A 23,696-nucleotide genomic window follows, 5' to 3' on the forward strand; every position below is an offset into this window, starting at 1 on the left:
TTGGTTCAGATTTTAATAACACAAACTACAATGAAAAAATTTCTTTTCCTGGCATTTTTAATTTCCATGCAAGCATTCTCGCAGCAAAACAAATTCTCAGGAACTTGGGGAAGCCAAAAATGCAAAGACTGCAAGAAAGAATATAGTTTTACGATTACGATAGCTCAGTCAAATTATAAGATTTTTGGAACTGCGGAAGTTACTAGCGAACACAAAGATTTAAATTCAGGAATTTTAGAAGTTACCGGACATGTTTATCCGCATGGCGACAAAGCGCAAATAAAACTCAAAGATAAAAACGGAGTTACAGCTAGCGCAGTTTTGTTTGTAAACGATTCCGTAATTCAGTTCAATAAAAATGGCGGAGGTGATGTTGTGCCAAAAGAGATGATTTTGAATAAATTATATGAATAAGCTCCTCCTCGGAGCTATTTCATTTTGAACTATAATTTATATTATGTAAAATAGAATATTTTAGAAACCACCCTATATATACGCTGTATGCATTTCTTTTGAAAATGCTTTCAAATATCGAAAATTTCACTTCCTTACTTCTGGTGTATATTTGATAAATATTTTTTTTTAAAAGAATTAAAAATTCAAATTCGTATAAATACGCTGTATGGTTTTTGTTTTAAAAATTCTTCAAATATTGAAAATTTGGATTATCTTGATTTAAGATAATTCTATTGATTATTAGAACAAATTTCTCAAAATTCAAGTCGATCATAAATCCGTTATATGAATTTTAAAATAAAACATTTTCAAATATTGAAAAATTAGCTTGATGAATATTGCTGTAATTTATTAGGCTGAATATTTTCTTTCAAATTCAAACCACATAAATGCGCTATATGATTTTAAAATCAAAAAAAATTGAAATATTGCAAAATCATAAACTTGATTCGAATTGTTTATTTTTCGTCTAAATCAAACATCATTTTCAGAATCATAATATTTAAAATTTAAAAACATTAAAACTTTTACAGGTCTTATTGCCATTATCTTTTAACATTTCTTTAAAATAATTAGTTTCTCCTAAAGAACCTTTCGTTGTAAGACTTTATTTTACTATTTTTACATTCGATACTTTAAAAATAAATTATCACACATATGAATACAGTTGCTGAACATATTGCAGATTTTTTAAAAGAATACAAACCGTTTGATAACCTGACTTTCCAGGAATTATCAGATATTGCCACGAATATTCGTGTCATCAATTTAGAAAAGCATGCGGTATTATTTCAAAATAACGATCCGCTTCATGAAAGTTTTTATGTTGTAGCTTCTGGTGTCATTAATCTTACGACTATTGCAGACGCCGAAGAAACCATTATAAATAAATGTCACGAAGGCGATATTTTTGGTTTACGTCCGTTTTTTGCAAAAAACAACTACATGATGACCGCTAAAGCACGTGAGGAAAGTATTATTTATGCTATTCCTATCGCCGTATTTAGACCATTTGTAGCCAATAATTCTGATGTATTGAACTTTCTTTTGGAGAGTTTTGCTGTAAATTCACGTCACACCAAAGACAGCGTGGGTTCTAACGGCAAGCTAATTTCTGATAGCGATTACATTGATCAGCAGACAGAAATGCAATATATTCAGTCACTTAACTATAATAATTCGCCTCTAACAACTCAGGCCACATCTATAATTAAGGATGTTGCACTTTTAATGACTGATTCTATGGTAGATAATATCATAATCTGCGGCGAGAAAAATCATCCAATTGGAATTGTCACCAATGCTGATTTGTCTTCAAAAATTGCAACTGGACGCTATCCTATTACTGAAACCATTGACAAGATTATGTCTTCTCCGGTTGTTACGGTTTTAGAAAATGTGTCTTTGGCTGAAGCGCAATTGTTAATGCTGAAACATAATGTAACTCACTTATGCGTTACTAAAGACGGTACAAGCAAATCTGTTGTAAAAGGAATTATTTCCGAACACGATCTTATTGTTGCTCAAGCTAGTAACCCAGGTGTATTAATTAAAGAAATTAAGCGTTCTCAACTTCCAAAAGACTTAAAACAAATACGCGATCGTCTATCAGATTTGATTCAGAATTCGATTCAAAAAAATATCCCAATCTCACATGTTAGCAATATAGCAAGCGAGATTAACTTAGCTATCATTAAAAGGGCGGTCGAATTATCAATTTTAGACTTAGGCTCCCCTCCTGCACGTTTTGCATGGTTAAGTATTGGTAGTCAAGGGCGTAAAGAACAATTATTGCTTACAGATCAGGATAGCATTTTAATTTTTGAGGACGTTACTCCAGAGAAATACAGAGAGGTAAAAGATTATTTCTTGAGACTGGCTAAACGCGCTACTTCTATACTAGAAAAAGTGGGCTATGATTATTGTCCAAATGGGCACATGGCTAGCAACATGCTTTGGTGTAAATCATTGAGTGACTGGACTAAACAATACAATAGCTGGATGAATACTCCAGGTGAAAATAGTAATGATTTGAGCAGTATTTTCTTTGATTATGAAATTGTTTTTGGAGAACCAAAAATTGAAGAAGCAATAGAAAGCGTAATTTTTAAAAATGCAGTAAATAATACTTTGTTCTTCGACTTTTTAGGAAATGATGCCTTAAAGAAAAATTCTCCTTTGAGTTTCTTCAAGAAATTTATAACGGAAGAAGATGGACCACATAAAGATAAATTTGATATCAAGACAAGAGCTTTGATGCCGCTAATTGATGGTGCACGTTTATTAATATTAAATGCCAACATAAAAGGAATTCAAAATACGTATCTAAGATTCAAACAATTAGCAATTACAGATTCTAAAAATGCCGAAATATACTTAAGCTGTGCGGAAGCATTCTTGACACTTTCCAAATTTAGAACTGTTGAAGGATTAAAAAATGACGACTCTGGCCAATATATTAATTTAAGAGAAATGTCAAAATCTGACAAAGAGAAATTAAAAAATGCATTGTCCCCAATGAAAGACCTGGAGGAACTGATTAAGAGTAAATTTCAATTGACACAATTCTCATAAAACATGCTAGACTGGCTAAAAAATATCAATAAAGACTATCCAGATTTCTGGAAAGATTATTTAACTAAATTCGAAACTAAACCTAATAAGTTTGTTGTATTGTCAACTGAAACTTCTGGCTTAAATCCGGATAAAGATGTTATATTATCACTTGGAGCCTTTTCAGTTATTGATAACAGCATTGTTATTAAAGAAAATTTTGAAACCGTTTTATTACAATATAAATACCTTCAAGACAATGGGCTTTCAAATGAATTTATCATTGAAAGCAAAATGATGAAAATGCCTGAACCTGATGCACTTGAAGCTTTTGTGAATTTTATAGGAAATTCTATTCTGGTTGGACATCATATCAATTTTGATATCGAAATGTTGAATGCATCTTTGGAACGTTTAAACTGTGGAAGACTAAAAAATGAGGCTTTAGATGTAGATGTAATGTACAGAAAATTGACTGATATAAATGACAAGCAATTTTCTCTTGATGATTTATGCGGAATTTATAAAATCCCAAAAAGCGACAGAAATTCTTCTTCTGAAGATGCTTATAGGATTGGACTTCTATTCTTGAAATTAAAATCTAGATTGGGAATTAAATAAATTAAAAATAATCAATTCTGTATGATCTAAAAATGCCTCTTAAATTTTTAAGAGGCATTTTGTTTATTTAAGCTTTAACACAAAATTATAAGCTCATATATTTTTCAAATTAAGTAAAACAGTAATTTTATATCAAATTATATTTCCAAAAAACAAACAAAAACACAGTCTATTTTTTAATTAAAAAAATCTATGAAAAAGCTTTTATTTATGTTGCCATTGCTGTTTTTTGTTTCAGCAATTTTTGCCCAAAATCAAGACCCTTCTTCTAAACGAATTTTAGGAAACTGGTATTCTAAAACAAACCTAAGTATCAAATGGACTTTTACGCAAGACGGGCGAGTTTACAATTATAACCAAGACAGAATGGCTGTAATGTATAAATATACCATTTCACATAGTTGCCAAAATTTTACGGATGATACAGAAGAATTTATAACTTTAATGGACAAAGATGGTAATCAATTCTGTTTTAAAATAAATGGAATAAATGAAAACAAAAATGGAATTCTGTCGCTCACTAATTTAAGCAACATGCAGCAACTTATTTTTGTAAACGATGCAAATTCAAAAGTTGCTCAATAATATATTTTTAAAAATTCTTTTAAAAAAAAACGCCTCTAAATTAAGAGGCGTTTTTTTTGTTTATGTTTCAAATTAAGAAATTCTTTCTTTCATAATTTCTTCAACTACTTCTGGATTTAGTAAAGTCGTTGTATCTCCAAAATTAGAAAAATCTCCTTCTGCTATTTTACGCAGTATTCTACGCATAATTTTTCCTGAACGAGTTTTTGGCAAACCAGAAACGAATTGAATCTTGTCTAATTTAGCGATTGGCCCAATGTGATCTGCAATATATTGATTAATCTCCTTAGCCAGATTTTCTTTGTTTCTAACTTCTCCTGTTTCTTTCAGAATTACAAAACCATATAAAGCATTTCCTTTAATATCGTGAGGGAATCCAACAATAGCAGATTCTGCAACAGCTGGATGTTCGTTGATTGCATCTTCAATTGGCGCAGTTCCTAAGTTATGTCCAGAAACAATTACTACATCATCTACTCTACCGGTGATTCTGTAATAACCCACTTCATCTCTTAATGCTCCGTCTCCTGTAAAATATTTTCCAGGGAAAGCAGAGAAATAAGTTTCTTTGTAACGATCGTGATTACCCCAAATAGTTCTGGCAATTCCTGGCCACGGGAATTTAATACACAAACTTCCAACTACTTGATTTCCTTCAATTTCATTGCGTTTTTCATCCATCAAAACTGGCTGAATTCCAGGTAATGGTAAAGTTGCATAAGTTGGTTTTGTTGGTGTTACAAAAGCAATCGGCGATATCATGATTCCTCCTGTTTCTGTCTGCCACCAAGTATCTACAACTGGACATCTCTTATCTCCAACGTGGTCATTAAACCAGTGCCAAGCTTCTTCGTTGATTGGCTCTCCAACAGATCCAATAACTTTAAGTGATTTAAGAGGATATTTTTGAATATAATCTAAACTTTCTTTTGCCAACGAACGGATTGCAGTTGGTGCAGTATAGAATTGTGTAATTTTATGTTTTTCGATAATATCCCAAAAACGGCTAAAATCTGGATAAGAAGGCACTCCTTCAAAAATTACAGTTGTAGCGCCATTCAATAATGGTCCGTACAATATATAAGAGTGACCTGTAATCCATCCGATATCTGCAGTACACCAGAAAATGTCATTGTCTTCGTAATTGAAAACGTTTTTAAAAGTATACGCTGTATATACCATGTAACCTGCAGTAGTATGAACCATTCCTTTTGGTTTTCCTGTTGATCCTGAAGTATATAAAATAAATAAAGGATCTTCGGCATCCATAATTTCAGCAACGCTATTATCCAAAGCTGCGTCTAATAATGGTTGCAACCAAATGTCACGGCCCTCTTTCATTTTAACATCAGTATTAGTTCTTTTTGCAACTAAAACTTTTGTTACAGAAGGACAAGTTTCTAAAGCTTCATCAACAATTCCTTTAAGATCAATTGTTTTATTTCCTCTATAACCTCCGTCAGATGTAATCACCATTTTACACTCGCAATCGTTGATTCTTGCAGAAACTGCAGAAGCAGAAAATCCAGCAAAAACTACTGAGTGAATTGCTCCAATTCTAGCACAAGCTAAAACAGCAACAGCCAATTCTGGAATCATTGGCAAATAAATGCAAACTCTGTCCCCTTTGCGAACACCTTGCTCGCGAAGAACGTTTGCCATTTTTGAAACTCTCTCGTATAATTCATTATACGATATATGTAAAGCCTCTTCAGAAGGATCGTTCGGTTCAAAAATAATTGCCGTCTTCTCTCCTCTTTTGCTTAAATGTCTATCAATACAGTTTTTGGTAATGTTAACTTTAGCATCTGTAAACCATTTTACTTCAGCCTCAGCCATATTAAAATCAACAACTTTTTCCCATTGCTGGTACCATGTGAAATTCTCCTCTGCTATTTTTCCCCAAAATTTTCTTGGCTCTCTTATTGACTTATTGTAATGTTTAAAGTATTGTTCTAAATTTTCAATTTTGTAATAGCTCATCGTTTGTTGAATTTTTTTATAAATGTATTAAATCTGAACGTATCCGTGAAATAATTTAATTCATAAATTTTATCAAAAAAAAACATTTATTTAATAAAATATGATAATTATCTGAAATTATTTTAAAACTTTATTTTTTATTATTACTTAAGGGCAAAAAAGGCATAATAAACAGATATTATGCCTTTTTTAATTTAACAAATTTCAATAACAATTAATTTTGTAAATGCGTTGCAAAATTTTTCTCTATTTTGAAAATAGCAGCATCCTTATTAATTAAAACAGAAATTTCAACAAGTATATTTTTTTTCAAAATATACCCCATTTTAGGGATCCGCTTCACTTAACTTGCTTATTATCTGAAGTTAAGTGAATGCAATATGCATCTATATCTATTATCTTAATAAGTGCTTACTAATTCAAAATATTACAAATCATTGATACAGTGCAAATTCCGCAGAATCGGATTCTGCGGAAATTCCCAATTTTTTATTATCCAATTTTTTTCATTGCTGTCATAGACTCTCTCAACCAAGCTCCTACTTCTTCGATAGGATGCTGACGGATTGCTTTGTTTACAGCAATTAATACGGTATTGTCTACTCCGTTTGAAGTAGAAAATGGTTTACCTATAATATTAGTTTCAACTTTTTTCATGAATTCAGTCAATAATGGCTTACACGCATGATCAAATAAGTAACATCCGTACTCAGCAGTGTCAGAAATTACACGGTTCATTTCGAATAATTTCTTTCTTGCAATTGTGTTTGCAATTAATGGCAATTCATGTAAAGACTCATAATAAGCAGATTCTTCGATGATTCCAGCCTCTGTCATTGTTTCGAAAGCTAATTCAACACCAGCTTTTACCATTGCAATCATCAATACTCCATTATCAAAATATTCTTGCTCAGAGATTGGAGCTTCTTGTGGAGCTGTTTTTTCGAAGTTAGTTTCTCCTGTTGCAGCTCTCCATTTCAATAAGTTAACATCGTCATTTGCCCAGTCAATCATCATAGTTCTAGAGAATTCCCCAGAAATGATATCGTCTTGGTGTTTTTGGAATAACGGACGCATGATATCTTTCAATTCTTCAGCCAATTCGTAAGCTTCAATTTTTGAAGGATTGTTTAAACGATCCATCATATTTGTAATACCACCGTGTTTCAAAGCTTCAGTGATAGTTTCCCATCCGTATTGGATTAATTTAGATGCATAAGCAGGATCGATTCCTTTTTCAACCATTTTATCAAAACATAAAATAGATCCTGTTTGCAATAATCCGCAAAGAATTGTCTGCTCACCCATTAAGTCTGATTTTACTTCAGCCACGAAAGATGATCTTAAAACTCCAGCTCTGTGTCCTCCAGTTGCTACAGCATAAGCTTTTGCTTGATCTAAACCAAATCCGTTCGGATCGTTCTCTGGGTGAACAGCGATAAGAGTTGGAACTCCAAATCCTCTTTTGTATTCTTCACGCACCTCAGAACCTGGACATTTAGGAGCACACATAATAACAGTGATGTCTTTACGAATCTGCATTCCTTCTTCCACAATGTTAAATCCGTGAGAATAAGCCAAAGTAGAACCTTGTTTCATTAATGGCATAATAGCAGTTACCACAGCAGTGTGTTGCTTGTCTGGTGTAAGGTTGCAAACTAGATCTGCAGTTGGAATCAATTCTTCGTAAGTTCCTACTTTGAAACCATTTTCAGTTGCATTTTTATAAGAAGCTCTTTTTTCTGCAATTGCATCTGCACGCAATGCGTAAGAAATGTCTAAACCAGAATCTCTCATGTTTAAACCTTGATTCAAACCTTGTGCTCCACAACCAACAATTACAACTTTTTTTCCAGCCAATGCTGCAATTCCGTCTGCAAATTCTGATTGCTCCATAAATTCGCAAACTCCTAATTGTTCTAATTGTAATCTAAGTGGTAATGTATTGAAATAATTTGCCATTTTTGTTTTAATATTTAATGAAATGAAATTTAATATTGATTATATATAACTAAGATTTTATTATTCAAAAGTTTCTAGCAATGAAGAAATTTCCATTTTTTGCTTAGAAACTGATATTCTTCCCGAACGCACAAACTGCATAATTCCGTATGGTTTGAACTTTTGGTATAATTCCTCAATTTCAGAACGTCTTCCTGATTTTGAAATCACAAAGAAATCTCGAGAAACCGTTACAATCGTAGACTGGCTTTCTTTGATGATATTCTGAATTTGCTTCTCGTCAAACAACAAGCTTGAAGCAATTTTAAACAAGGCATTTTCTAAGAAAATTGTTTCTTCATCTGTATGATAAAATGCTTTTATAACTTCAATTTGTTTTTCGATTTGTCCAACAATATTCTGAACCCATTTTTCTGTCGTATTTACAACAATGATAAATCTTGAAACATTCTCTATCTCTGATTCTGAAACATTTAGACTTAATATATTAATGTGACGCTTTAAGAATATTCCAGATATTCTATTCAACAGTCCCACATTATTTTCTGAGTATACCGATATGGTAAATGTTTTATCTTCCATGATGTTTTTTTAGTTTTATTTTCCCGATAGCTATCGGGATTGAAACTTTTCTTAACTTAATCTAATTTCTGATACACAAGCTCCTGTTGGAATCATTGGGAAAACGTTGTTTTCTTTTTCAACTACAACTTCTAAGAAATATGAATCTTTTGACGCCAGCATCTCAGCGACTGCAGCATCTAAATCTTCACGCTGTGTAACTTTTTTAGATTTGATATGATATCCTTCAGCAATGGCAATGAAATTTGGATTGATCATTTTTGTTGAAGCATATCTGTTATCAAAGAATAATTCTTGCCACTGGCGAACCATTCCTAAGAATTCGTTGTTTAAAACCACAATTTTTACTGGAACTTCTGTTTGAAAAATTGTTCCTAGTTCCTGAATTGTCATCTGGAAACCTCCATCACCAATAATAGCTACTACTTCGCGATCTGGTTTTCCCATTTTTGCTCCAATCGCAGCAGGCAATGCGAATCCCATTGTTCCTAAACCGCCAGAAGTAATATTACTTTTTGTTGAATTGAATTTAGCGTAACGACAAGCAAACATTTGGTGCTGACCAACGTCTGAAACGATAATGGCGTCTCCTTTTGAATGTTTGTTGATCATTTCGATTGTTTCTCCCATCGAAATTCCTTTACCGTTTGTTGGATTTAATTCTTCTTTTATTACAGAATCATATTCAACTTTACTTAATTCTTTAAACTCATTGTGCCATAAATCATGAGATTTTGCATCTAATAATGGCAATAAAGCAGCCAAAGATTCTTTAACATCTCCTAAAACAGCAATATCCGTCTTAACGTTTTTATCAATCTCAGCAGGATCAATTTCGAAGTGAATTACTTTTGCTTGTTTTGCATAAGTGCTTAATTTACCTGTAACACGGTCGTCAAAACGCATTCCGAAAGCAATTAAAACATCACATTCGTTTGTTAGCAAATTTGGCGCATAATTTCCGTGCATTCCAAGCATACCAACGTTCAAAGGATGATCTGTTGGTAAAGCTGACAATCCTAAGATTGTCCAAGCTGCTGGAATTCCAGATTTTTCAACCACTGCTTTAAACTCAGCTTCTGCCTGACCTAAAATAATCCCTTGACCAAAAACAATAAGCGGTTTTTTTGCACTATTAATTAAAGCAGCAGCTTCAGCAACTTTGTCTAAATTTAATTTTGGAACAGGAACATAACTTCTAATTCCTGTGCATTTTTCATAACTAAATTCGAACTCATCAAATTGAGCATTTTTAGTAATATCAACCAAAACTGGCCCTGGGCGTCCAGAACGAGCAATGTAAAATGCTTTTGCAATAATTTCAGGAATTTGAGAAGCTTCGGTTACTTGGAAATTCCATTTTGTAACCGGAGTTGAAATTCCGATAATATCGGTTTCCTGAAATGCATCAGATCCCAATAAATGTCTTCCAACTTGCCCCGTAATACACACTAAAGGAGTTGAATCGATTTGAGCATCTGCGATACCAGTTACTAAATTTGTAGCTCCTGGTCCAGAAGTAGCAATGGCCACCCCTACTTTTCCTGTAGCCCTTGCATAACCTTGAGCTGCATGCGTTGCACCTTGTTCATGACGCACTAAAACGTGGTGTAACTGATCTTGAAATTTATATAATTCGTCGTAAACTGGCATTATAGCTCCACCTGGATAACCATAAATTAAATCTACTCCTTCTGCTAATAAACATCTTATAACGGCTTCTGCCCCTGATATTTTCATAGTATATTTTTTTTCCAATGTCAAATTTCAATTTCAAAATTCAATGGCAGTATCAAAAGTCAATTTCATCTTTAACTTTAAGTTTATTTTTGAAATTTTTAATTTTTATTGCTATTGCTTTTTGTTATTGTAATTGATATTGATTTTTGATTTTTTATAATTATTTATCGGTTACACATCCTGTTGATGCACTCGAAACCGACTTAGCGTATTTAAGTAAAACCCCTCTGTCAACTTTTAAAGCCGGCTGAACCCAAGCCGCTTTTCTTGCTGCAAATTCTTCGTCAGATATCTTCAGGTCGATTGTATTTTTCACAGCATCAATGGCGATTAAGTCACCATCCTTTACTAGTGCAATACCACCACCGTCATATGCTTCTGGTGTAACGTGTCCTACCACGAAACCGTGCGAACCGCCCGAGAATCTACCGTCTGTAATTAGCGCACAACTGCTTCCTAATCCAGCACCAATAATAGCAGATGTAGGCTTCAGCATTTCAGGCATTCCCGGACCACCTTTTGGTCCACACCCCCTGATGACGACTACATTACCTGGTTTAATCTTTCCGGCTTGAAGACCTGGAATTACTTCAAATTCACCTTCAAATACAACAGCTGGACCTTCGAAATATTCTCCTTCTTTTCCACTGATTTTTGCTACAGCACCTTCAGTAGCAAGATTTCCGTATAATACCTGAATATTTCCTGTTGGCTTTAATGCTTTTTGAATTTCATGAATTACTTCTTGTCCGTCTTGTAAATCTGGAGTTGAAGCTAAGTTTTCTGCAACTGTTTTTCCTGTAACTGTTAAACAGTCCCCATGAATAAGTTCAACTTTCAATAAGTATTTCATAACTGCTGGAATACCTCCTACTTCGTGAATGTCTTCCATCATATACTTACCGCTTGGCTTCATGTCTGCCAATACTGGTGTTCTATCGTTAATCGCTTGGAAATCATCTAATGTAATTGTGATTCCAACTGAGTGAGCCATTGCAATTAAGTGCATAACAGCATTTGTAGAACCACCTAAAACAGCTACAATTGTGATAGCGTTTTCAAAAGCCTTGCGAGTCATAATGTCTCTTGGCTTAATATCTTTTTCTAATAATATTTTGATTGCTTTTCCAGCTTCAAGACATTCGTCTCTTTTCTCCTGACTTAAAGCAGGGTTTGAAGAACTGTAAGGCAAACTCATTCCTAATGCTTCAATAGCAGAAGACATTGTATTTGCAGTATACATTCCACCGCAAGCACCAGCTCCTGGACAAGCATTTTGAATAACACCTTTAAAATCTTCTGGAGTAATTTCGCCTTTTACTTTTTTTCCTAAAGCTTCAAAAGCAGAAACGATATTTAAAGATTCTCCTTTCCATTTTCCAGAATGGATAGAACCTCCATAAACCATAAGAGATGGACGGTTTAACCTTCCCATTGCAATTAAAGCACCTGGCATATTTTTATCGCATCCCGGAATTGCAATTAAACCATCATACCATTGCGCTCCCACAACTGTTTCGATAGAATCTGCGATTACATCACGAGAAACTAGTGAGTAACGCATACCCTCAGTTCCGTTAGAAATACCGTCGCTGACACCTATGGTATTAAAAATAAGTCCGACAAGATCTGCATCCCAGACACCTTTTTTAACATCTTGTGCTAAATCATTAAGGTGCATGTTACAAGTGTTACCATCGTAACCCATGCTCACAATTCCAACTTGTGCTTTTTTTAAATCTTCTTCAGTTAAACCAATTCCGTACAACATCGCTTGCGCCGCTGGCTGTGTTTGATCTTGTGTGATGGTCTTGCTGTACTTATTTAATTCCATTATAGTTTTATTTTTTTTAATTTTTTGTTCAAAAAAAAACCTTCCAGTATTTGGAAGGTTTGTAATATAGTCTTTCAATTATATTTATAACATTCCCGATGCAGATGTGTGAATCACATTGACAACAACGACAGAAGTAATAATAATTGAGATTTGCATCATTTATTTTTTAGTGTCACAAAAGTAAATAAACTTCTGGAAGTAAAAAAATAAAATCTCAACATTTACAATACTTCTTGTGATTATATTCAAGTTTTAACAAAAAATATTAAACAATTGTAGATTGCCCAATACTTACATTGTCATTATTGAAATAAAGCAAATCATCTTTGCTGAAAATAAAATTAGAAACAAACTCTCCAACTTCATTTGTTCCAAATTTTGAGTCTGGTTTCAAATCAACTGTAACTACTTTGTATTCAATTGCTTTTTCAACCGCTTTATAGATTACATGAGCTTCTTTAGTTAATCCAAAGTGCTCTAGCAAAAGTGCTGCTGCCAAAATCGAAGCAATTGGATTGGCAATGTTTTTTCCTTTCGCCTGTGGATATGATCCGTGAATTGGTTCAAACAAAGCATTTTTTTCACCTAAAGATACCGATGGCAATAATCCAATTGAACCTGTAATTACGCTAGCTTCATCAGATAAAATATCTCCGAACAAATTCTCAGTCAAAATCACATCAAATTGTTTCGGATTTAAGATTAACTGCATTGCTGCATTATCCACAAATAAGAAATCAAGTTTAACATCTGAATACTCTTCGCTCACCTTCTGAACTACTTTTCTCCACAATCTTGAAGTTTCCAAAACATTTGCTTTGTCTACCATTGTTAGCTTTTTACGTCTTTTTTGCGCCGATTTAAAAGCTAAATGTGCAATTCTTGTAATTTCTTCTTCTGAATATTCACATAAATCCGAAGCATGTGTTCCTTCTTCATTAAGTGTTTTAGTTCCGAAATAAGCTCCACCAGTTAATTCTCTAAAAATGGTAAAATCAGCTCCTTCAATAATTTCTCTTTTTAAAGGAGAAGATTCGATTAAGGCTTTATAAGGTTTTATAGGACGAATATTAGCAAACAATCCTAATTCTTTTCGCAATTTTAATAATCCTTGCTCTGGGCGAACCTTTGCATTTGGATTGTTATCATATTTAGGATCTCCAATTGCACCAAGCAAAACCGCATCTGTATTTAAGCACAGATTTAGAGTCTGCTCCGGCAAAGGGTTCCCCGTTTTATCGATAGCAACCGCTCCCATCAGTGCTTCTTCAAAAACAAATTCATGATTATACACTTCGCCAATGGCGTACAAAGCTTTTTTAGCCTGTAATATTACTTCAGGTCCAATTCCATCTCCTGGTAAAACTGCAATTTTTAAATTCATAATCTCTCGCTCTTTATGTCTTTAAATCCTTATTGTTCCTTAAACTCTTATTTTTATACTTATTTTAGTTTCTTATTAAATCTCCTTCTATTTTAGAAGCTTCTATAATTTGGTGGATATCTGCGTCTACAACTTCTTTTTTAATATCAGCGAATTTCAAGAATTCGATGTAAACGATATCCAATTGTGTTTTTGTCAATTCGTAACCTACTTTTTTAGCACGGTAAGCTAAAGCAGCTCTTCCGCTTCTTGCTGTTAAAATGATTGAAGATTCATTCACTCCCACATCTAGCGGATCCATGATCTCGTAAGTTGCTCTGTTTTTGATTACACCATCTTGGTGAATACCAGAACTGTGTGCAAAAGCATTTGCTCCAACAATTGCTTTATTTGGCTGTACAATCATTCCCATACTTTCAGAAACTAAACGGCTCATTTCGTTCAATTCTCTAGTATTAATGTTTGTATCTAAATTTAAGTAAGGGTGCTGTTTGAAAATCATTACCACTTCTTCAAGCGCCGTGTTTCCAGCTCTTTCGCCTATACCATTAATAGTACATTCAATTTGTCTTGCTCCATTTATAGCTCCTGCAATTGAGTTTGCAGTTGCCATTCCTAAATCATTATGACAGTGGCATGAAAGGATTACGTTTTCGATTCCTTTTACGTTTTCTTTTAAGTATTTAATTTTCGCTCCGTATTCTTCTGGAAGACAATATCCAGTAGTATCAGGAATATTCAATACTGTAGCTCCAGATTTGATAACTTCTTCACAAACTTTTGCAAGAAAAGCATTGTCTGTTCTACCGGCATCTTCAGCGTAGAATTCTACATCTTCTACATAAGATTTAGCGTGTGATACAGCAAATTTTGCTCTTGCAATAATATCTTCAGGCGTAGTTTGTAATTTGTGGAGTATATGAGATTCCGAAGTTCCGATTCCAGTATGGATTCTAGGTTTCTTAGCATGCTTTAAAGCAGCTGCAGCAACATCAATGTCATTTTTTACGGCTCTTGTTAGTCCGCAGACGGTTGCATTTTCTACAATTTTACAAATCTCAGAGACCGATAAAAAATCGCCCGGACTTGACACTGGAAAGCCTGCTTCGATAATGTCAACTCCCATTTTGTCTAGTCGTTCTGCGATAACTAATTTCTGTTTAGTATCTAACTTACATCCTGGAACTTGTTCACCATCTCGCAATGTGGTGTCAAAAATTTGAACTTTCTCTCTATTCATATTCATTTATTTAATGTAATTTCACATCTTGATAACAAATATATATTGTACTATTACAGTATGAAATTCATTTTAATGAAATTATACTGTTTATAAAACGACTTATACTATATTAACTAACTTATAATCAGTAAGTTATATTATTATTTTTTACAATGGCTAACCATCAAAAAGATTTCTTATTTGTTCTAATCAAATCACTTTCGAAATCAGAAAAAAGGCAGTTTAAAATTTTTGCAAGCCGATTAGAAACGAGTTCAAATACAAAATTTATCGAATTATTCAACATTTTAGATAAATCTGAAGTTTACGATGAAAAACTCATTTTGAAAAGTGGTGTTATCCAAAAAGTGCAGTTATCTAACTTAAAATCATACTTATACAAACAAATCCTGGTTAGTATAAGACTAAATATTCCTAGTCAGAATATTCGTTATCAGCTTCGAGAGCAAATGGATTTTGCTGTTATTCTTTATAATAAAGGATTATACAAGCAGAGCTTGAAAATATTGGATAAAACCAAACAGCAAGCTTTAGAGAATGATGAAAAATATATGGCGTATGAAATTGTTGAATTCGAAAAACTAATTGAATCGCAATACATCACCCGAAGTATTCAAGGTCGTGCTGACGAATTGGTAGTTCAGGCCAAAGAATTGAATTATAGAAATACGATTTCAAGCAAATTATCCAATTTATCTCTTCAGCTGTACGGAATCATGCTGAAAACAGGTTATGTTAAAAATGATAAAGAGTACAGATATATTGATGATTACTTTAATAAGCATATTTCCAAGCTTGATGAGAGTAAATTTGGTTTCCGAGAAAAGTATTGGTTTTACAATGCCAACCTTTGGCGAAGCTTTCTAGTTCAAGATTTTTTAGCGAGTTATAAATTTGCTTATAAATGGGTTCAGCTTTTCTATGATAATCCAAATATGATTTATCTGAATCCTGTTTTCTTCCTAAAAGGAAATCATTATTTCTTAGAATCGCTTTATATGTTAAAATATAAATCGAATTTCAAGAAATATCTAAATCTTCTGGAAGAAACAATCGCTGATCCTAAATTTCCTGTAAACGATAATCTTGCCTCATTGTCTTTCTTATATGTCTATAACAATAAATTAAATCTGCATATTTTAGAAGGTACTTTCGCGGAAAGCGAATATTTAATTCCAGAAATTTTAAATAAACTGAAATTGCATAGTGAACATCTTGACGAGCATCACGAGATGTTGTTTTTCTATAAAATTGCTTCTATTTATTTTGGTAACGAAAAATACAATGAGTGCATCAATTATTTAGACAAAATCATCAACAATAAAAACTTGACGATGCGTGAAGATTTAATGTGTTTTGCGAGATTATTGTCGCTTATTGCGCATTATGAACTTGGTAAAGATTATTATTTAGAAAATCATTTAAAAAGCACCTATAAGTTCTTATTGAAAATGAACGACTTGCATGAAGTTCAAAAAGAAATAATCAAGTTTTTAAGAAACCTAAACAACTTTTACCCTGCTGATATCAAAAAGGAATTCAAGAAAATGCACACTCGTTTCGTTGAGCTTGAAAAGAATACATATGAAAAAAGGGCTTTCTTATATTTAGATATCATTTCGTGGCTCGAAAGCAAAATTGAAAATAGGAAAATTGCTGATATTATTAAGGAGAAAGCGAAATTGAATAATCGTTAAGATTTAAATTCCAATAAAGAAATTCCAAATCCCAATAAAAAGCCTTGAATTTCAAGGCTTTTTTGTCATTTCGACGAAGGAGAAATCTTCGCAAGTAGCTCCGTAACAAAAGTCCAATCTTTGTGGAGTTTCTTGTGGAGATTTCTCCTTCGTCGAAATGACATACTAGATACTAAAAACTACAAACCCGACAGTTTTTAAAAACCTGTCGGGTTTCAAAATCAAAAAAATCCCAAACTCCACTTAAAATTGGAATTTGGGATTTTAAAAATTGAAATTTGTCGAATTTTTATTCGACTATATTAGAAGTAGTAACATAGAAGTTTTTGTCTACTTCCAGTTTTCTGTCTTCGTTATCTGTTTTTATAGACTGCCATTCTGTTGTTGGTTTTAACCAAGTTTCTACTCCATTAATTTTAACTTTTACAGGCATATCAAATTTAGAAACACAATTAGTCCAATGGTAACCAAAAGTTCCGTTTTTAAACATATATTCAAAAACCGGAATTTGGGTTGTGGTTAAATATTGTGCAAAAACTCTATTGAAATTAATTCCAGATTGTTCGTTAATATAATCTTGAATCTGTTTTCCTGTAACGGTTTGATGATAAAAAGTCTTATTCATGCCTCTTAAAATCGATTTCCATTTAGCATCATCATTAATTATTTGACGAATTGTATGAAGCATATTGGCTCCTTTTGGATACATATCTCCAGATCCTTCATTATTTACATCATAATGCCCGATGATTGGCTTGTCATTTTCAATATTTTGTCTGCATCCAATAACATATTCAGCACCAGCTTCTTTACCATAATAATACTCTACAAAAAGGCTCTCAGAATAATTGGTAAAACTCTCATGAACCCACATATCTGCAATATCTTTGTAGGTAATATTGTTAGCGTACCATTCGTGTCCAGATTCATGAATGATGATAAAATCAAATTTTAGCCCCCAACCTGTTCCACTTAAGTCACGTCCTAAATAACCTTGTTTATATTGGTTTCCATAGGTTACAGAACTTTGGTGCTCCATTCCCAAATAAGGCACTTCTACCAATTTATAACTGTCTTCGTAAAACGGATATGGTCCAAACCAACTTTCGAAAGCTTTCAGCATTTTTGGAGCATCTTTGAAATGTTCTTTAGCTAAAGCTAAATTATCTTTAAGAACATAATAATTACAGTCTAAATTTCCTTTTTCACCTTTAAATACTTCAGAGAAATTTACATAGTCACCAATATTGATGTTTACACCATAATTATTAATTGGATTAGAAACATACCAATTGAAAGTTTTAGTTCCGTCTTTTTCTTTTTTAACGCTTTTCAGTCTTCCGTTAGAAACCTCCGTTAAATCTCCTGGCACATTCACGCTGATAAGCATATTTTCTACTTCATCATACATATGATCTTTGCAAGGCCACCAAACACTAGCGCCTAAACCCTGACAAGATGTAGCAATAAAATCTTTTCCGTTTTTATCTTTTTTCCAAGAAAAACCTCCATCCCATGGTGCTCTTACAGCTTCTTTCGGTTTTCCTTCATAATAAACTATAATCTCCTTAGTATCACCAACTTTTTGTTTTTCATTTAAAGTAATAAAAAACGCATTTCCATCTCTTTCAAATTTTAATTCTTTTCCGTTCTGCGTTACCTTGGTAATATTCATTGGCTGCTGCAAATCGATCTGCATGCGGTTACTTTCTGTCAAAACAGTATAACGAACAGTATTCGAACCTGAAATAGATTTTTCTTTTGGATTTACCTTTACATTAAGATGATAATATTTTAAATCCCACCAAGCTCTTTCTTTTGTAATGCTTCCGCGTAAAGTGTCCTGATGTGTAAAAACGGTTTCTGACTTATTTAAAAGTCCCTGAGCATTGGCCGCAAAACCAACTAAAAAGGCGATAAATGCCCCACAAAAGTGTTTTTTCATTATTTATAAATTTGAAATAAATAAGGTTGTCAAACCTGTTTTAATCTTCAACAAATGTAAACATTCATATCAAACTTTTTAAATTTTTATCATTTTAACAATCAAAAACAATAGATAAACTCATTTTCTTTATTTTAGCGATTCAATTATATTTAGTGTTTTATGAAATTGCAATACATTACTATTGTTTCGCTTTTATTCTGCCAATTATCCGTTTATTCTCAGACATTTCCTGTTCATAAAACAAATGACAAAATTAATATTGATGGTGATTTATCAGAGTGGAAAACGCCTTTTCTTGGTCCGTTTGCAATTCATAACACAGGCGAAAAAGCTTCACAACAAACTTTTGTTTCTCTTTCGTGGAATAGCAAAAACTTATATTTAGCTTACAAATGCACTGATTCTAAAATCATTGGAGCACCGCAAACAAAAGATTCTCAAATATTCAACACCGATGATTTAGCTGAAATTTTTCTAGATCCAGATGGAGATGGCCAAAATTATATTGAAATTGGAGTGAATGCATTTTCTACAAATTACGATTTGGTTTTAAAATGCATTTCACCAGAATGTGGAGGATGGAATACGGCAATGGATTTCGATATTAAAGGCTTAGAATCTGTAAGCAAAATAAATTCTGATGGCTATACAGTAGAAATCAAAATCCCTTTTTCTAGTCTCAAAAAAATTGAAAATGGCGGTTTTAAAAAACCGAAAACTGGGACAAAATGGCGAGGAAATGCTTTTAGAATTGATTACGGTAAAACCACTGAATATATTGCTTTACAGCCTTATAAAACTTCAGTTTTTGGATTTCATCAGCCGCAAGAATTTGCGGTTTTTGAGTTTGTGGAGTAATAACTTTGTTTCATGTTTCATGTTTCAAGTTTCAAGTTTCATGTTCTGTGAGCAACTTGAAACTTGAAACCTGAAACAAAATATTTTACTTCTGACGTTTTTTCAAAACTTCAATAACATCATTCAATTTAAAACCCTTTGCTTGAAGTAGAATTAAATAATGAAACAATAAGTCAGCGCTTTCGCTAAGGAATAAATCGTCATTATCGTCTTTCGCTTCGATAACGACTTCTACAGCTTCCTCACCTACTTTTTGCGCTATTTTATTTATTCCTTTTGCAAACAAAGAAGCCACATAACTCTGTTCATAATCAGCATTTTCTCTACGAGTTTTAATTGTATTTTCTAATTGTGAAATAAAACCGTAATTAGCATCATTTGGCTCCTGCCAACAGGTATCTGCACCCGTGTGACACGTTGGCCCAACAGGTTTTGCCTGAATTAAAAGCGTATCGCCATCACAGTCATTTTTAATGCTTACTAAATTTAAAAAGTTGCCACTCTCCTCCCCTTTTGTCCAAAGTCTTTGCTTTGAACGACTAAAGAAAGTTACTTTTTGTGTTTCTATTGTTTTTTGAAGCGATTCTTCGTTCATATAACCCAGCATCAAAACATTTTTTGTTTCTGAATCCTGAATTATCGCCGGAATTAATTTGTGTGCGCTTTTGATATCGATTTCCATTTTAATTTTAGATTTTAGTCCCGATAGCTATCGGGAAGATTTTAGATTAATTTCTAAACTCGGATTATTGGAATTTGGAATTTAAAAATTGGAATTTTTTCTCAAATTCTCACTTCTATATTATTATCTCTTAATTCTTGTTTTAGGGCTTTAATTTCGATTTCTTTAAAGTGAAAAACACTTGCCGCTAAAGCCGCATCTGCTTTTCCTTCTTTAAACGAATCTACGAAATGCTGAATGTTTCCGGCTCCTCCAGAAGCAATAATCGGAATATTTACTAATTCTGAAAGTTTAGCCAAAGCTTCGTTTGCAAACCCATTTTTGGTTCCGTCGTTATCCATTGAAGTGAATAGAATTTCTCCTGCACCGCGTTCGGCAACTTCAACAGCCCAATCAAAAAGATTTAATTCTGTTGGCACTTTTCCGCCAACTAAATGCACAATCCATTGTCCGTCAATTTGTTTGGCGTCGATTGCAACTACAACACATTGGCTTCCAAATTTCTGCGCTAAATCATTAATTAATTGTGGATTTTTAACTGCCGATGAATTGATTGAAACTTTATCAGCTCCGTTATTCAGCAGAATATCAACATCTTCAACAGATGAAATCCCACCACCAACCGTAAACGGAATATTGATTTTTTCTGCAACACTTCGCACCATATTGACAAGTGTTTTACGTCTTTCTTCTGTTGCCGAAATATCTAGAAAAACCAATTCGTCTGCGCCTTCAGCCGAGTAAATTGCCGCCAATTCAACTGGATCTCCAGCGTCTCGCAAGTCAACGAAATTAACGCCTTTTACGGTTCTTCCGTTTTTTATATCTAAACAAGGTATTATTCTTTTTGCTAACATTTTTTATTTTAGTTGTTGGTTATTGGTTGATTGTTGTTGGTTAATGCGATAAACTATCAACCGACAACTAATAACTATAAACCAATTATATAGTTTTCTAACTGTTTCAAAGTAATTCTTCCCTCGTAAATCGCTTTTCCGATAATAGTTCCTTCACAACCCAATTCTGCTAGTTTTGGCAATTCGTCAAAAGTTGAAATTCCGCCTGAGGCGATTAATTTTACACCTTCCGCTTCTGCTAAAATCTTTTTATACAAATCAAAACTTGGACCTTGAAGCATTCCGTCTTTTGCAATATCTGTACAGATAACGTACTGAATTCCTTTCGATTGATAATCCTGAATGAATGGAATCAAATCTTCATTTGATTCTTCTAACCAGCCTGAAACAGCAATTTTTTCATCTTTAGCATCTGCGCCCAAAATGATTTTTTCAGTTCCGTATTCTGAAATCCATTTTTCAAAAATGGCTCTGTTTTTCACGGCGATACTTCCGCCAGTAATCTGATTTGCGCCACTTTCAAAAGCAATTCTCAAATCGTCGTCTGATTTTAATCCGCCACCAAAATCAATTTTTAAGCTGGTTTGTGTTGCGATTTGTTCTAAAATCTTATAATTGACAATTCTGCTTGATTTTGCGCCGTCTAAATCTACCAAATGCAGATATTCGATTCCGTGCGCTTCAAATGATTTTGCCACTTCAAGCGGATTCTCATTGTAAATTATTTTCGTATCATAATCACCTTTGGACAAACGAACGCATTTTCCATCAATGATATCTATGGCTGGTATTATTCTCATTTTTATTATTTTAGATTTCTGATTTTAGATTTTAAATTCTAAAAATTGAAATTGATTTTTGATATTTTGATTGATATTGAAGTTTTTACATTTTTAAAAAGTTTCCTAGAATCTTTTCTCCTACATCACCGCTTTTTTCTGGATGAAATTGTGTTCCGTAGAAATTATCTTTTTGCAATGCCGATGCGTATTCTACATCATAATTGGTTTTAGCCACAGCGTATTGGCAATTTGGAGCGTAAAAACTGTGAACCAAATACATAAATTCATTTTCAGAAACATCCTTAAACAAATCAGTTTTTAAATCATAAATCTGATTCCAGCCCATTTGAGGCACTTTTACGTTGTTTGAAAATTTCAAAACGTCAACATCAAAAATCCCTAAACCTTCGGTATTTCCTTCTTCGGTCTTATTGCACATCAATTGCATCCCCAGACAAATTCCCAAAACAGGCTGTTTCAATTGAGGAATCAAACGGTTCAAACCGCTTTCGCGAAGTTTTGCCATTGCCGAACTCGCCTCGCCCACGCCAGGAAAAATCACTTTATCTGCCGATTTAATTTCGTCTGGATTATTACTCAGAACAGCTTTAAAACCCAATCTTTCAATAGCAAACATAATGCTCTGAATATTCCCTGCTCCGTAATTTATAATTACTATTTTCATTCTTTTTAGTTGTTGGTTGATGGTTATTGGTTGATGGCTAACAACTATCAACCAACAACCATAAACTTTAAAGCATCCCTTTCGTCGAAGGCAAAATCATTTTTTCTGTATCCCTTTTTACGGCTACTTTTATGGCTTTCGCGAAAGCTTTAAAAATAGCTTCGATTTTGTGGTGTTCGTTGACTCCTTCTGCTTTGATATTTAAATTGGCTTTTGCGCCATCTGTAAACGATTTAAAGAAGTGATAAAACATTTCTGTTGGCATTTTGCCTACCATTTCACGTTTAAATTCGGTTTCCCAAATGAGCCAATTTCTTCCTCCAAAATCAATTGCTGCTTGTGCTAAACAATCATCCATTGGCAAACAGAAACCATAACGTTCTATTCCTAATTTATTTCCTAACGCTTTCGCGAAAACTTCTCCTAAGGCAATTGCTGTATCTTCAATTGTATGGTGCTCATCGACTTCTAAATCGCCTTTTACTGTGATTTCTAAGTCCATTTGACCATGACGTGAGATTTGGTCTAACATGTGGTCGAAAAATGCAATTCCGGTATCGATTTTACTTTTTCCTGTTCCGTCAAGATTTAGATTAATGTAAATATCTGTTTCGTTGGTTTTACGAGTAATCGAAGCTGAGCGCGCTTCTAATTTCAAAAACTCATAGATTTTCTTCCAATCCATTGTCTGTAAAACGATTGTTTCATTCAATTCTTCACGTTTAGATGAAATTTCATTGCTTCCAATTCCATCCGTATCGTTCATGAAAATCGCTTTTGCACCAAGATTTTTAGCCAATTCTACATCTGTCAAACGATCACCTAAAACAAAAGAATTCGCCAAATCATATTCTGGATTATTCAAATATTTAGTCAGCATTCCGGTTCTTGGTTTGCGAGTTGGCGCATTTTCCTCTGGAAAAGTTCTGTCGACGAAGATTTCATCAAAAACAACTCCTTCGTTTTCAAAAGCTTTCAAAATAAAATTTTGGGTTGGCCAAAATGTATCTTCTGGAAAACTATCAGTTCCTAAGCCGTCCTGATTGGTTACCATTGCCAATTCGTAATCTAATTCAGCAGCAATTTTAGCCAAATATTGAAATGCTTTTGGATAAAACTCCAGTTTATCTAGGCTATCTAATTGATAATTTTCAGGTTCTAAAACAATCGTCCCGTCACGATCGATAAAAAGTACTTTTTTCATGGTTTATAGTTTGAGACCTAACAGGTTTTAAAAACCT

19 protein-coding genes are annotated in these 23,696 nt (G+C 33.3%); 6 read left to right on the forward strand and 13 right to left on the reverse strand.

Annotation, left to right across the window (positions count from 1 at the left end):
• The first annotated feature begins 30 nt into the window (after nucleotides 1-30).
• The 4 genes from BLP44_RS08620 to BLP44_RS08635 all read left to right on the forward strand — a co-directional run bounded on the left by BLP44_RS08620 (nucleotide 31) and on the right by BLP44_RS08635 (nucleotide 4,215).
• Nucleotides 31-414 carry a hypothetical protein gene (locus BLP44_RS08620; protein ID WP_091131731.1) on the forward strand — a complete coding sequence of 128 codons (384 nt, stop codon included), beginning with the start codon at nucleotides 31-33 and terminating at the stop codon, nucleotides 412-414.
• Between the two features lie 699 nt (nucleotides 415-1,113).
• Nucleotides 1,114-3,030, forward strand: coding sequence for a DUF294 nucleotidyltransferase-like domain-containing protein (locus BLP44_RS08625; protein ID WP_008464104.1), 1,917 nt, complete (start codon nucleotides 1,114-1,116; stop codon nucleotides 3,028-3,030).
• 3 nt (nucleotides 3,031-3,033) lie between these two features.
• Complete coding sequence (locus tag BLP44_RS08630) at nucleotides 3,034-3,630, forward strand: 3'-5' exonuclease (RefSeq protein ID WP_008464103.1); 597 nt, start codon at nucleotides 3,034-3,036, stop codon at nucleotides 3,628-3,630.
• A 192-nt stretch (nucleotides 3,631-3,822) separates the two neighbouring features.
• On the forward strand, nucleotides 3,823-4,215 hold the full coding sequence (locus BLP44_RS08635; protein WP_008464102.1) for a hypothetical protein: 393 nt from the start codon (nucleotides 3,823-3,825) through the stop codon (nucleotides 4,213-4,215).
• A 72-nt stretch (nucleotides 4,216-4,287) separates the two neighbouring features.
• On the opposite strand, the gene acs is transcribed toward BLP44_RS08635, so the two are convergent.
• From acs to BLP44_RS08670, 7 genes are all read right to left on the reverse strand, one after another.
• On the reverse strand, nucleotides 4,288-6,198 hold the full coding sequence (gene acs, locus BLP44_RS08640) for an acetate--CoA ligase (RefSeq protein ID WP_008464101.1): 1,911 nt from the start codon (nucleotides 6,196-6,198) through the stop codon (nucleotides 4,288-4,290).
• Nucleotides 6,199-6,690: 492 nt separating this feature from the next.
• The gene (gene ilvC / locus BLP44_RS08645; protein ID WP_008464100.1) at nucleotides 6,691-8,160 is read right to left on the reverse strand and encodes a ketol-acid reductoisomerase; all 1,470 of its coding nucleotides are present in this window, start codon (nucleotides 8,158-8,160) and stop codon (nucleotides 6,691-6,693) included.
• 60 nt (nucleotides 8,161-8,220) lie between these two features.
• Nucleotides 8,221-8,742, reverse strand: coding sequence for an acetolactate synthase small subunit (gene ilvN, locus BLP44_RS08650; protein ID WP_091131734.1), 522 nt, complete (start codon nucleotides 8,740-8,742; stop codon nucleotides 8,221-8,223).
• 51 nt (nucleotides 8,743-8,793) lie between these two features.
• On the reverse strand, nucleotides 8,794-10,482 hold the full coding sequence (ilvB, locus tag BLP44_RS08655) for a biosynthetic-type acetolactate synthase large subunit (protein WP_091132847.1): 1,689 nt from the start codon (nucleotides 10,480-10,482) through the stop codon (nucleotides 8,794-8,796).
• A gap of 160 nt (nucleotides 10,483-10,642) precedes the next feature.
• A complete protein-coding gene (gene ilvD, locus BLP44_RS08660) occupies nucleotides 10,643-12,316 on the reverse strand; it encodes a dihydroxy-acid dehydratase (RefSeq protein ID WP_091132851.1) in 1,674 nt (557 codons plus the stop codon).
• Nucleotides 12,317-12,584: 268 nt separating this feature from the next.
• Nucleotides 12,585-13,703, reverse strand: coding sequence for a 3-isopropylmalate dehydrogenase (gene leuB / locus BLP44_RS08665; protein ID WP_091131737.1), 1,119 nt, complete (start codon nucleotides 13,701-13,703; stop codon nucleotides 12,585-12,587).
• A gap of 64 nt (nucleotides 13,704-13,767) precedes the next feature.
• Nucleotides 13,768-14,943, reverse strand: coding sequence for a 2-isopropylmalate synthase (locus tag BLP44_RS08670; RefSeq protein ID WP_091132854.1), 1,176 nt, complete (start codon nucleotides 14,941-14,943; stop codon nucleotides 13,768-13,770).
• Between the two features lie 155 nt (nucleotides 14,944-15,098).
• Between BLP44_RS08670 and BLP44_RS08675 the strand changes: the two genes are divergently transcribed.
• On the forward strand, nucleotides 15,099-16,643 hold the full coding sequence (locus tag BLP44_RS08675) for a hypothetical protein (RefSeq protein WP_091131740.1): 1,545 nt from the start codon (nucleotides 15,099-15,101) through the stop codon (nucleotides 16,641-16,643).
• A 289-nt stretch (nucleotides 16,644-16,932) separates the two neighbouring features.
• On the opposite strand, the gene BLP44_RS08680 is transcribed toward BLP44_RS08675, so the two are convergent.
• Nucleotides 16,933-18,588, reverse strand: a complete 1,656-nt coding sequence (locus BLP44_RS08680; protein WP_091131743.1) for a M1 family metallopeptidase — start codon at nucleotides 18,586-18,588, stop codon at nucleotides 16,933-16,935.
• A gap of 162 nt (nucleotides 18,589-18,750) precedes the next feature.
• Here BLP44_RS08680 and BLP44_RS08685 point away from each other — a divergent pair, with 162 nt between their 5' ends.
• Nucleotides 18,751-19,449, forward strand: a complete 699-nt coding sequence (locus BLP44_RS08685) for a carbohydrate-binding family 9-like protein (protein ID WP_091131748.1) — start codon at nucleotides 18,751-18,753, stop codon at nucleotides 19,447-19,449.
• 85 nt (nucleotides 19,450-19,534) lie between these two features.
• Here BLP44_RS08685 and hisIE read toward each other — a convergent pair whose 3' ends face one another.
• The 5 genes from hisIE to hisB form a co-directional block, all read right to left on the reverse strand.
• Nucleotides 19,535-20,137, reverse strand: a complete 603-nt coding sequence (gene hisIE, locus BLP44_RS08690) for a bifunctional phosphoribosyl-AMP cyclohydrolase/phosphoribosyl-ATP diphosphatase HisIE (RefSeq protein ID WP_262494191.1) — start codon at nucleotides 20,135-20,137, stop codon at nucleotides 19,535-19,537.
• A 95-nt stretch (nucleotides 20,138-20,232) separates the two neighbouring features.
• Entirely contained in the window at nucleotides 20,233-20,988 is a 756-nt protein-coding gene (hisF, locus tag BLP44_RS08695) for an imidazole glycerol phosphate synthase subunit HisF (protein ID WP_091131756.1), read from the reverse strand.
• A 74-nt stretch (nucleotides 20,989-21,062) separates the two neighbouring features.
• Complete coding sequence (gene hisA, locus BLP44_RS08700; RefSeq protein ID WP_091131760.1) at nucleotides 21,063-21,788, reverse strand: 1-(5-phosphoribosyl)-5-[(5-phosphoribosylamino)methylideneamino]imidazole-4-carboxamide isomerase; 726 nt, start codon at nucleotides 21,786-21,788, stop codon at nucleotides 21,063-21,065.
• A gap of 85 nt (nucleotides 21,789-21,873) precedes the next feature.
• Nucleotides 21,874-22,455 carry an imidazole glycerol phosphate synthase subunit HisH gene (hisH, locus tag BLP44_RS08705; RefSeq protein WP_091131764.1) on the reverse strand — a complete coding sequence of 194 codons (582 nt, stop codon included), beginning with the start codon at nucleotides 22,453-22,455 and terminating at the stop codon, nucleotides 21,874-21,876.
• 67 nt (nucleotides 22,456-22,522) lie between these two features.
• A complete protein-coding gene (gene hisB / locus BLP44_RS08710; protein ID WP_091131768.1) occupies nucleotides 22,523-23,659 on the reverse strand; it encodes a bifunctional histidinol-phosphatase/imidazoleglycerol-phosphate dehydratase HisB in 1,137 nt (378 codons plus the stop codon).
• Nucleotides 23,660-23,696: the final 37 nt, after the last annotated feature.

It is taken from the genome of Flavobacterium anhuiense, from assembly GCF_900101855.1.
Lineage (GTDB): Bacteria > Bacteroidota > Bacteroidia > Flavobacteriales > Flavobacteriaceae > Flavobacterium > Flavobacterium anhuiense.

Coding starts and splice junctions, on each gene's coding strand:
- BLP44_RS08620 (WP_091131731.1), top strand. CDS start 31: ATGAAAAAATTTCTTTTCCTGGCATTTTTAATTTCCATGCAAGCATTC.
- BLP44_RS08625 (WP_008464104.1), top strand. CDS start 1,114: ATGAATACAGTTGCTGAACATATTGCAGATTTTTTAAAAGAATACAAA.
- hisB (WP_091131768.1), bottom strand. CDS start 23,659: ATGAAAAAAGTACTTTTTATCGATCGTGACGGGACGATTGTTTTAGAA.
- BLP44_RS08685 (WP_091131748.1), top strand. CDS start 18,751: ATGAAATTGCAATACATTACTATTGTTTCGCTTTTATTCTGCCAATTA.
- BLP44_RS08675 (WP_091131740.1), top strand. CDS start 15,099: ATGGCTAACCATCAAAAAGATTTCTTATTTGTTCTAATCAAATCACTT.
- hisA (WP_091131760.1), bottom strand. CDS start 21,788: ATGAGAATAATACCAGCCATAGATATCATTGATGGAAAATGCGTTCGT.
- BLP44_RS08630 (WP_008464103.1), top strand. CDS start 3,034: ATGCTAGACTGGCTAAAAAATATCAATAAAGACTATCCAGATTTCTGG.
- BLP44_RS08635 (WP_008464102.1), top strand. CDS start 3,823: ATGAAAAAGCTTTTATTTATGTTGCCATTGCTGTTTTTTGTTTCAGCA.
- BLP44_RS08670 (WP_091132854.1), bottom strand. CDS start 14,943: ATGAATAGAGAGAAAGTTCAAATTTTTGACACCACATTGCGAGATGGT.
- ilvN (WP_091131734.1), bottom strand. CDS start 8,742: ATGGAAGATAAAACATTTACCATATCGGTATACTCAGAAAATAATGTG.
- ilvB (WP_091132847.1), bottom strand. CDS start 10,482: ATGAAAATATCAGGGGCAGAAGCCGTTATAAGATGTTTATTAGCAGAA.
- leuB (WP_091131737.1), bottom strand. CDS start 13,703: ATGAATTTAAAAATTGCAGTTTTACCAGGAGATGGAATTGGACCTGAA.
- BLP44_RS08680 (WP_091131743.1), bottom strand. CDS start 18,588: ATGAAAAAACACTTTTGTGGGGCATTTATCGCCTTTTTAGTTGGTTTT.
- acs (WP_008464101.1), bottom strand. CDS start 6,198: ATGAGCTATTACAAAATTGAAAATTTAGAACAATACTTTAAACATTAC.
- ilvC (WP_008464100.1), bottom strand. CDS start 8,160: ATGGCAAATTATTTCAATACATTACCACTTAGATTACAATTAGAACAA.
- hisH (WP_091131764.1), bottom strand. CDS start 22,455: ATGAAAATAGTAATTATAAATTACGGAGCAGGGAATATTCAGAGCATT.
- ilvD (WP_091132851.1), bottom strand. CDS start 12,316: ATGGAATTAAATAAGTACAGCAAGACCATCACACAAGATCAAACACAG.
- hisF (WP_091131756.1), bottom strand. CDS start 20,988: ATGTTAGCAAAAAGAATAATACCTTGTTTAGATATAAAAAACGGAAGA.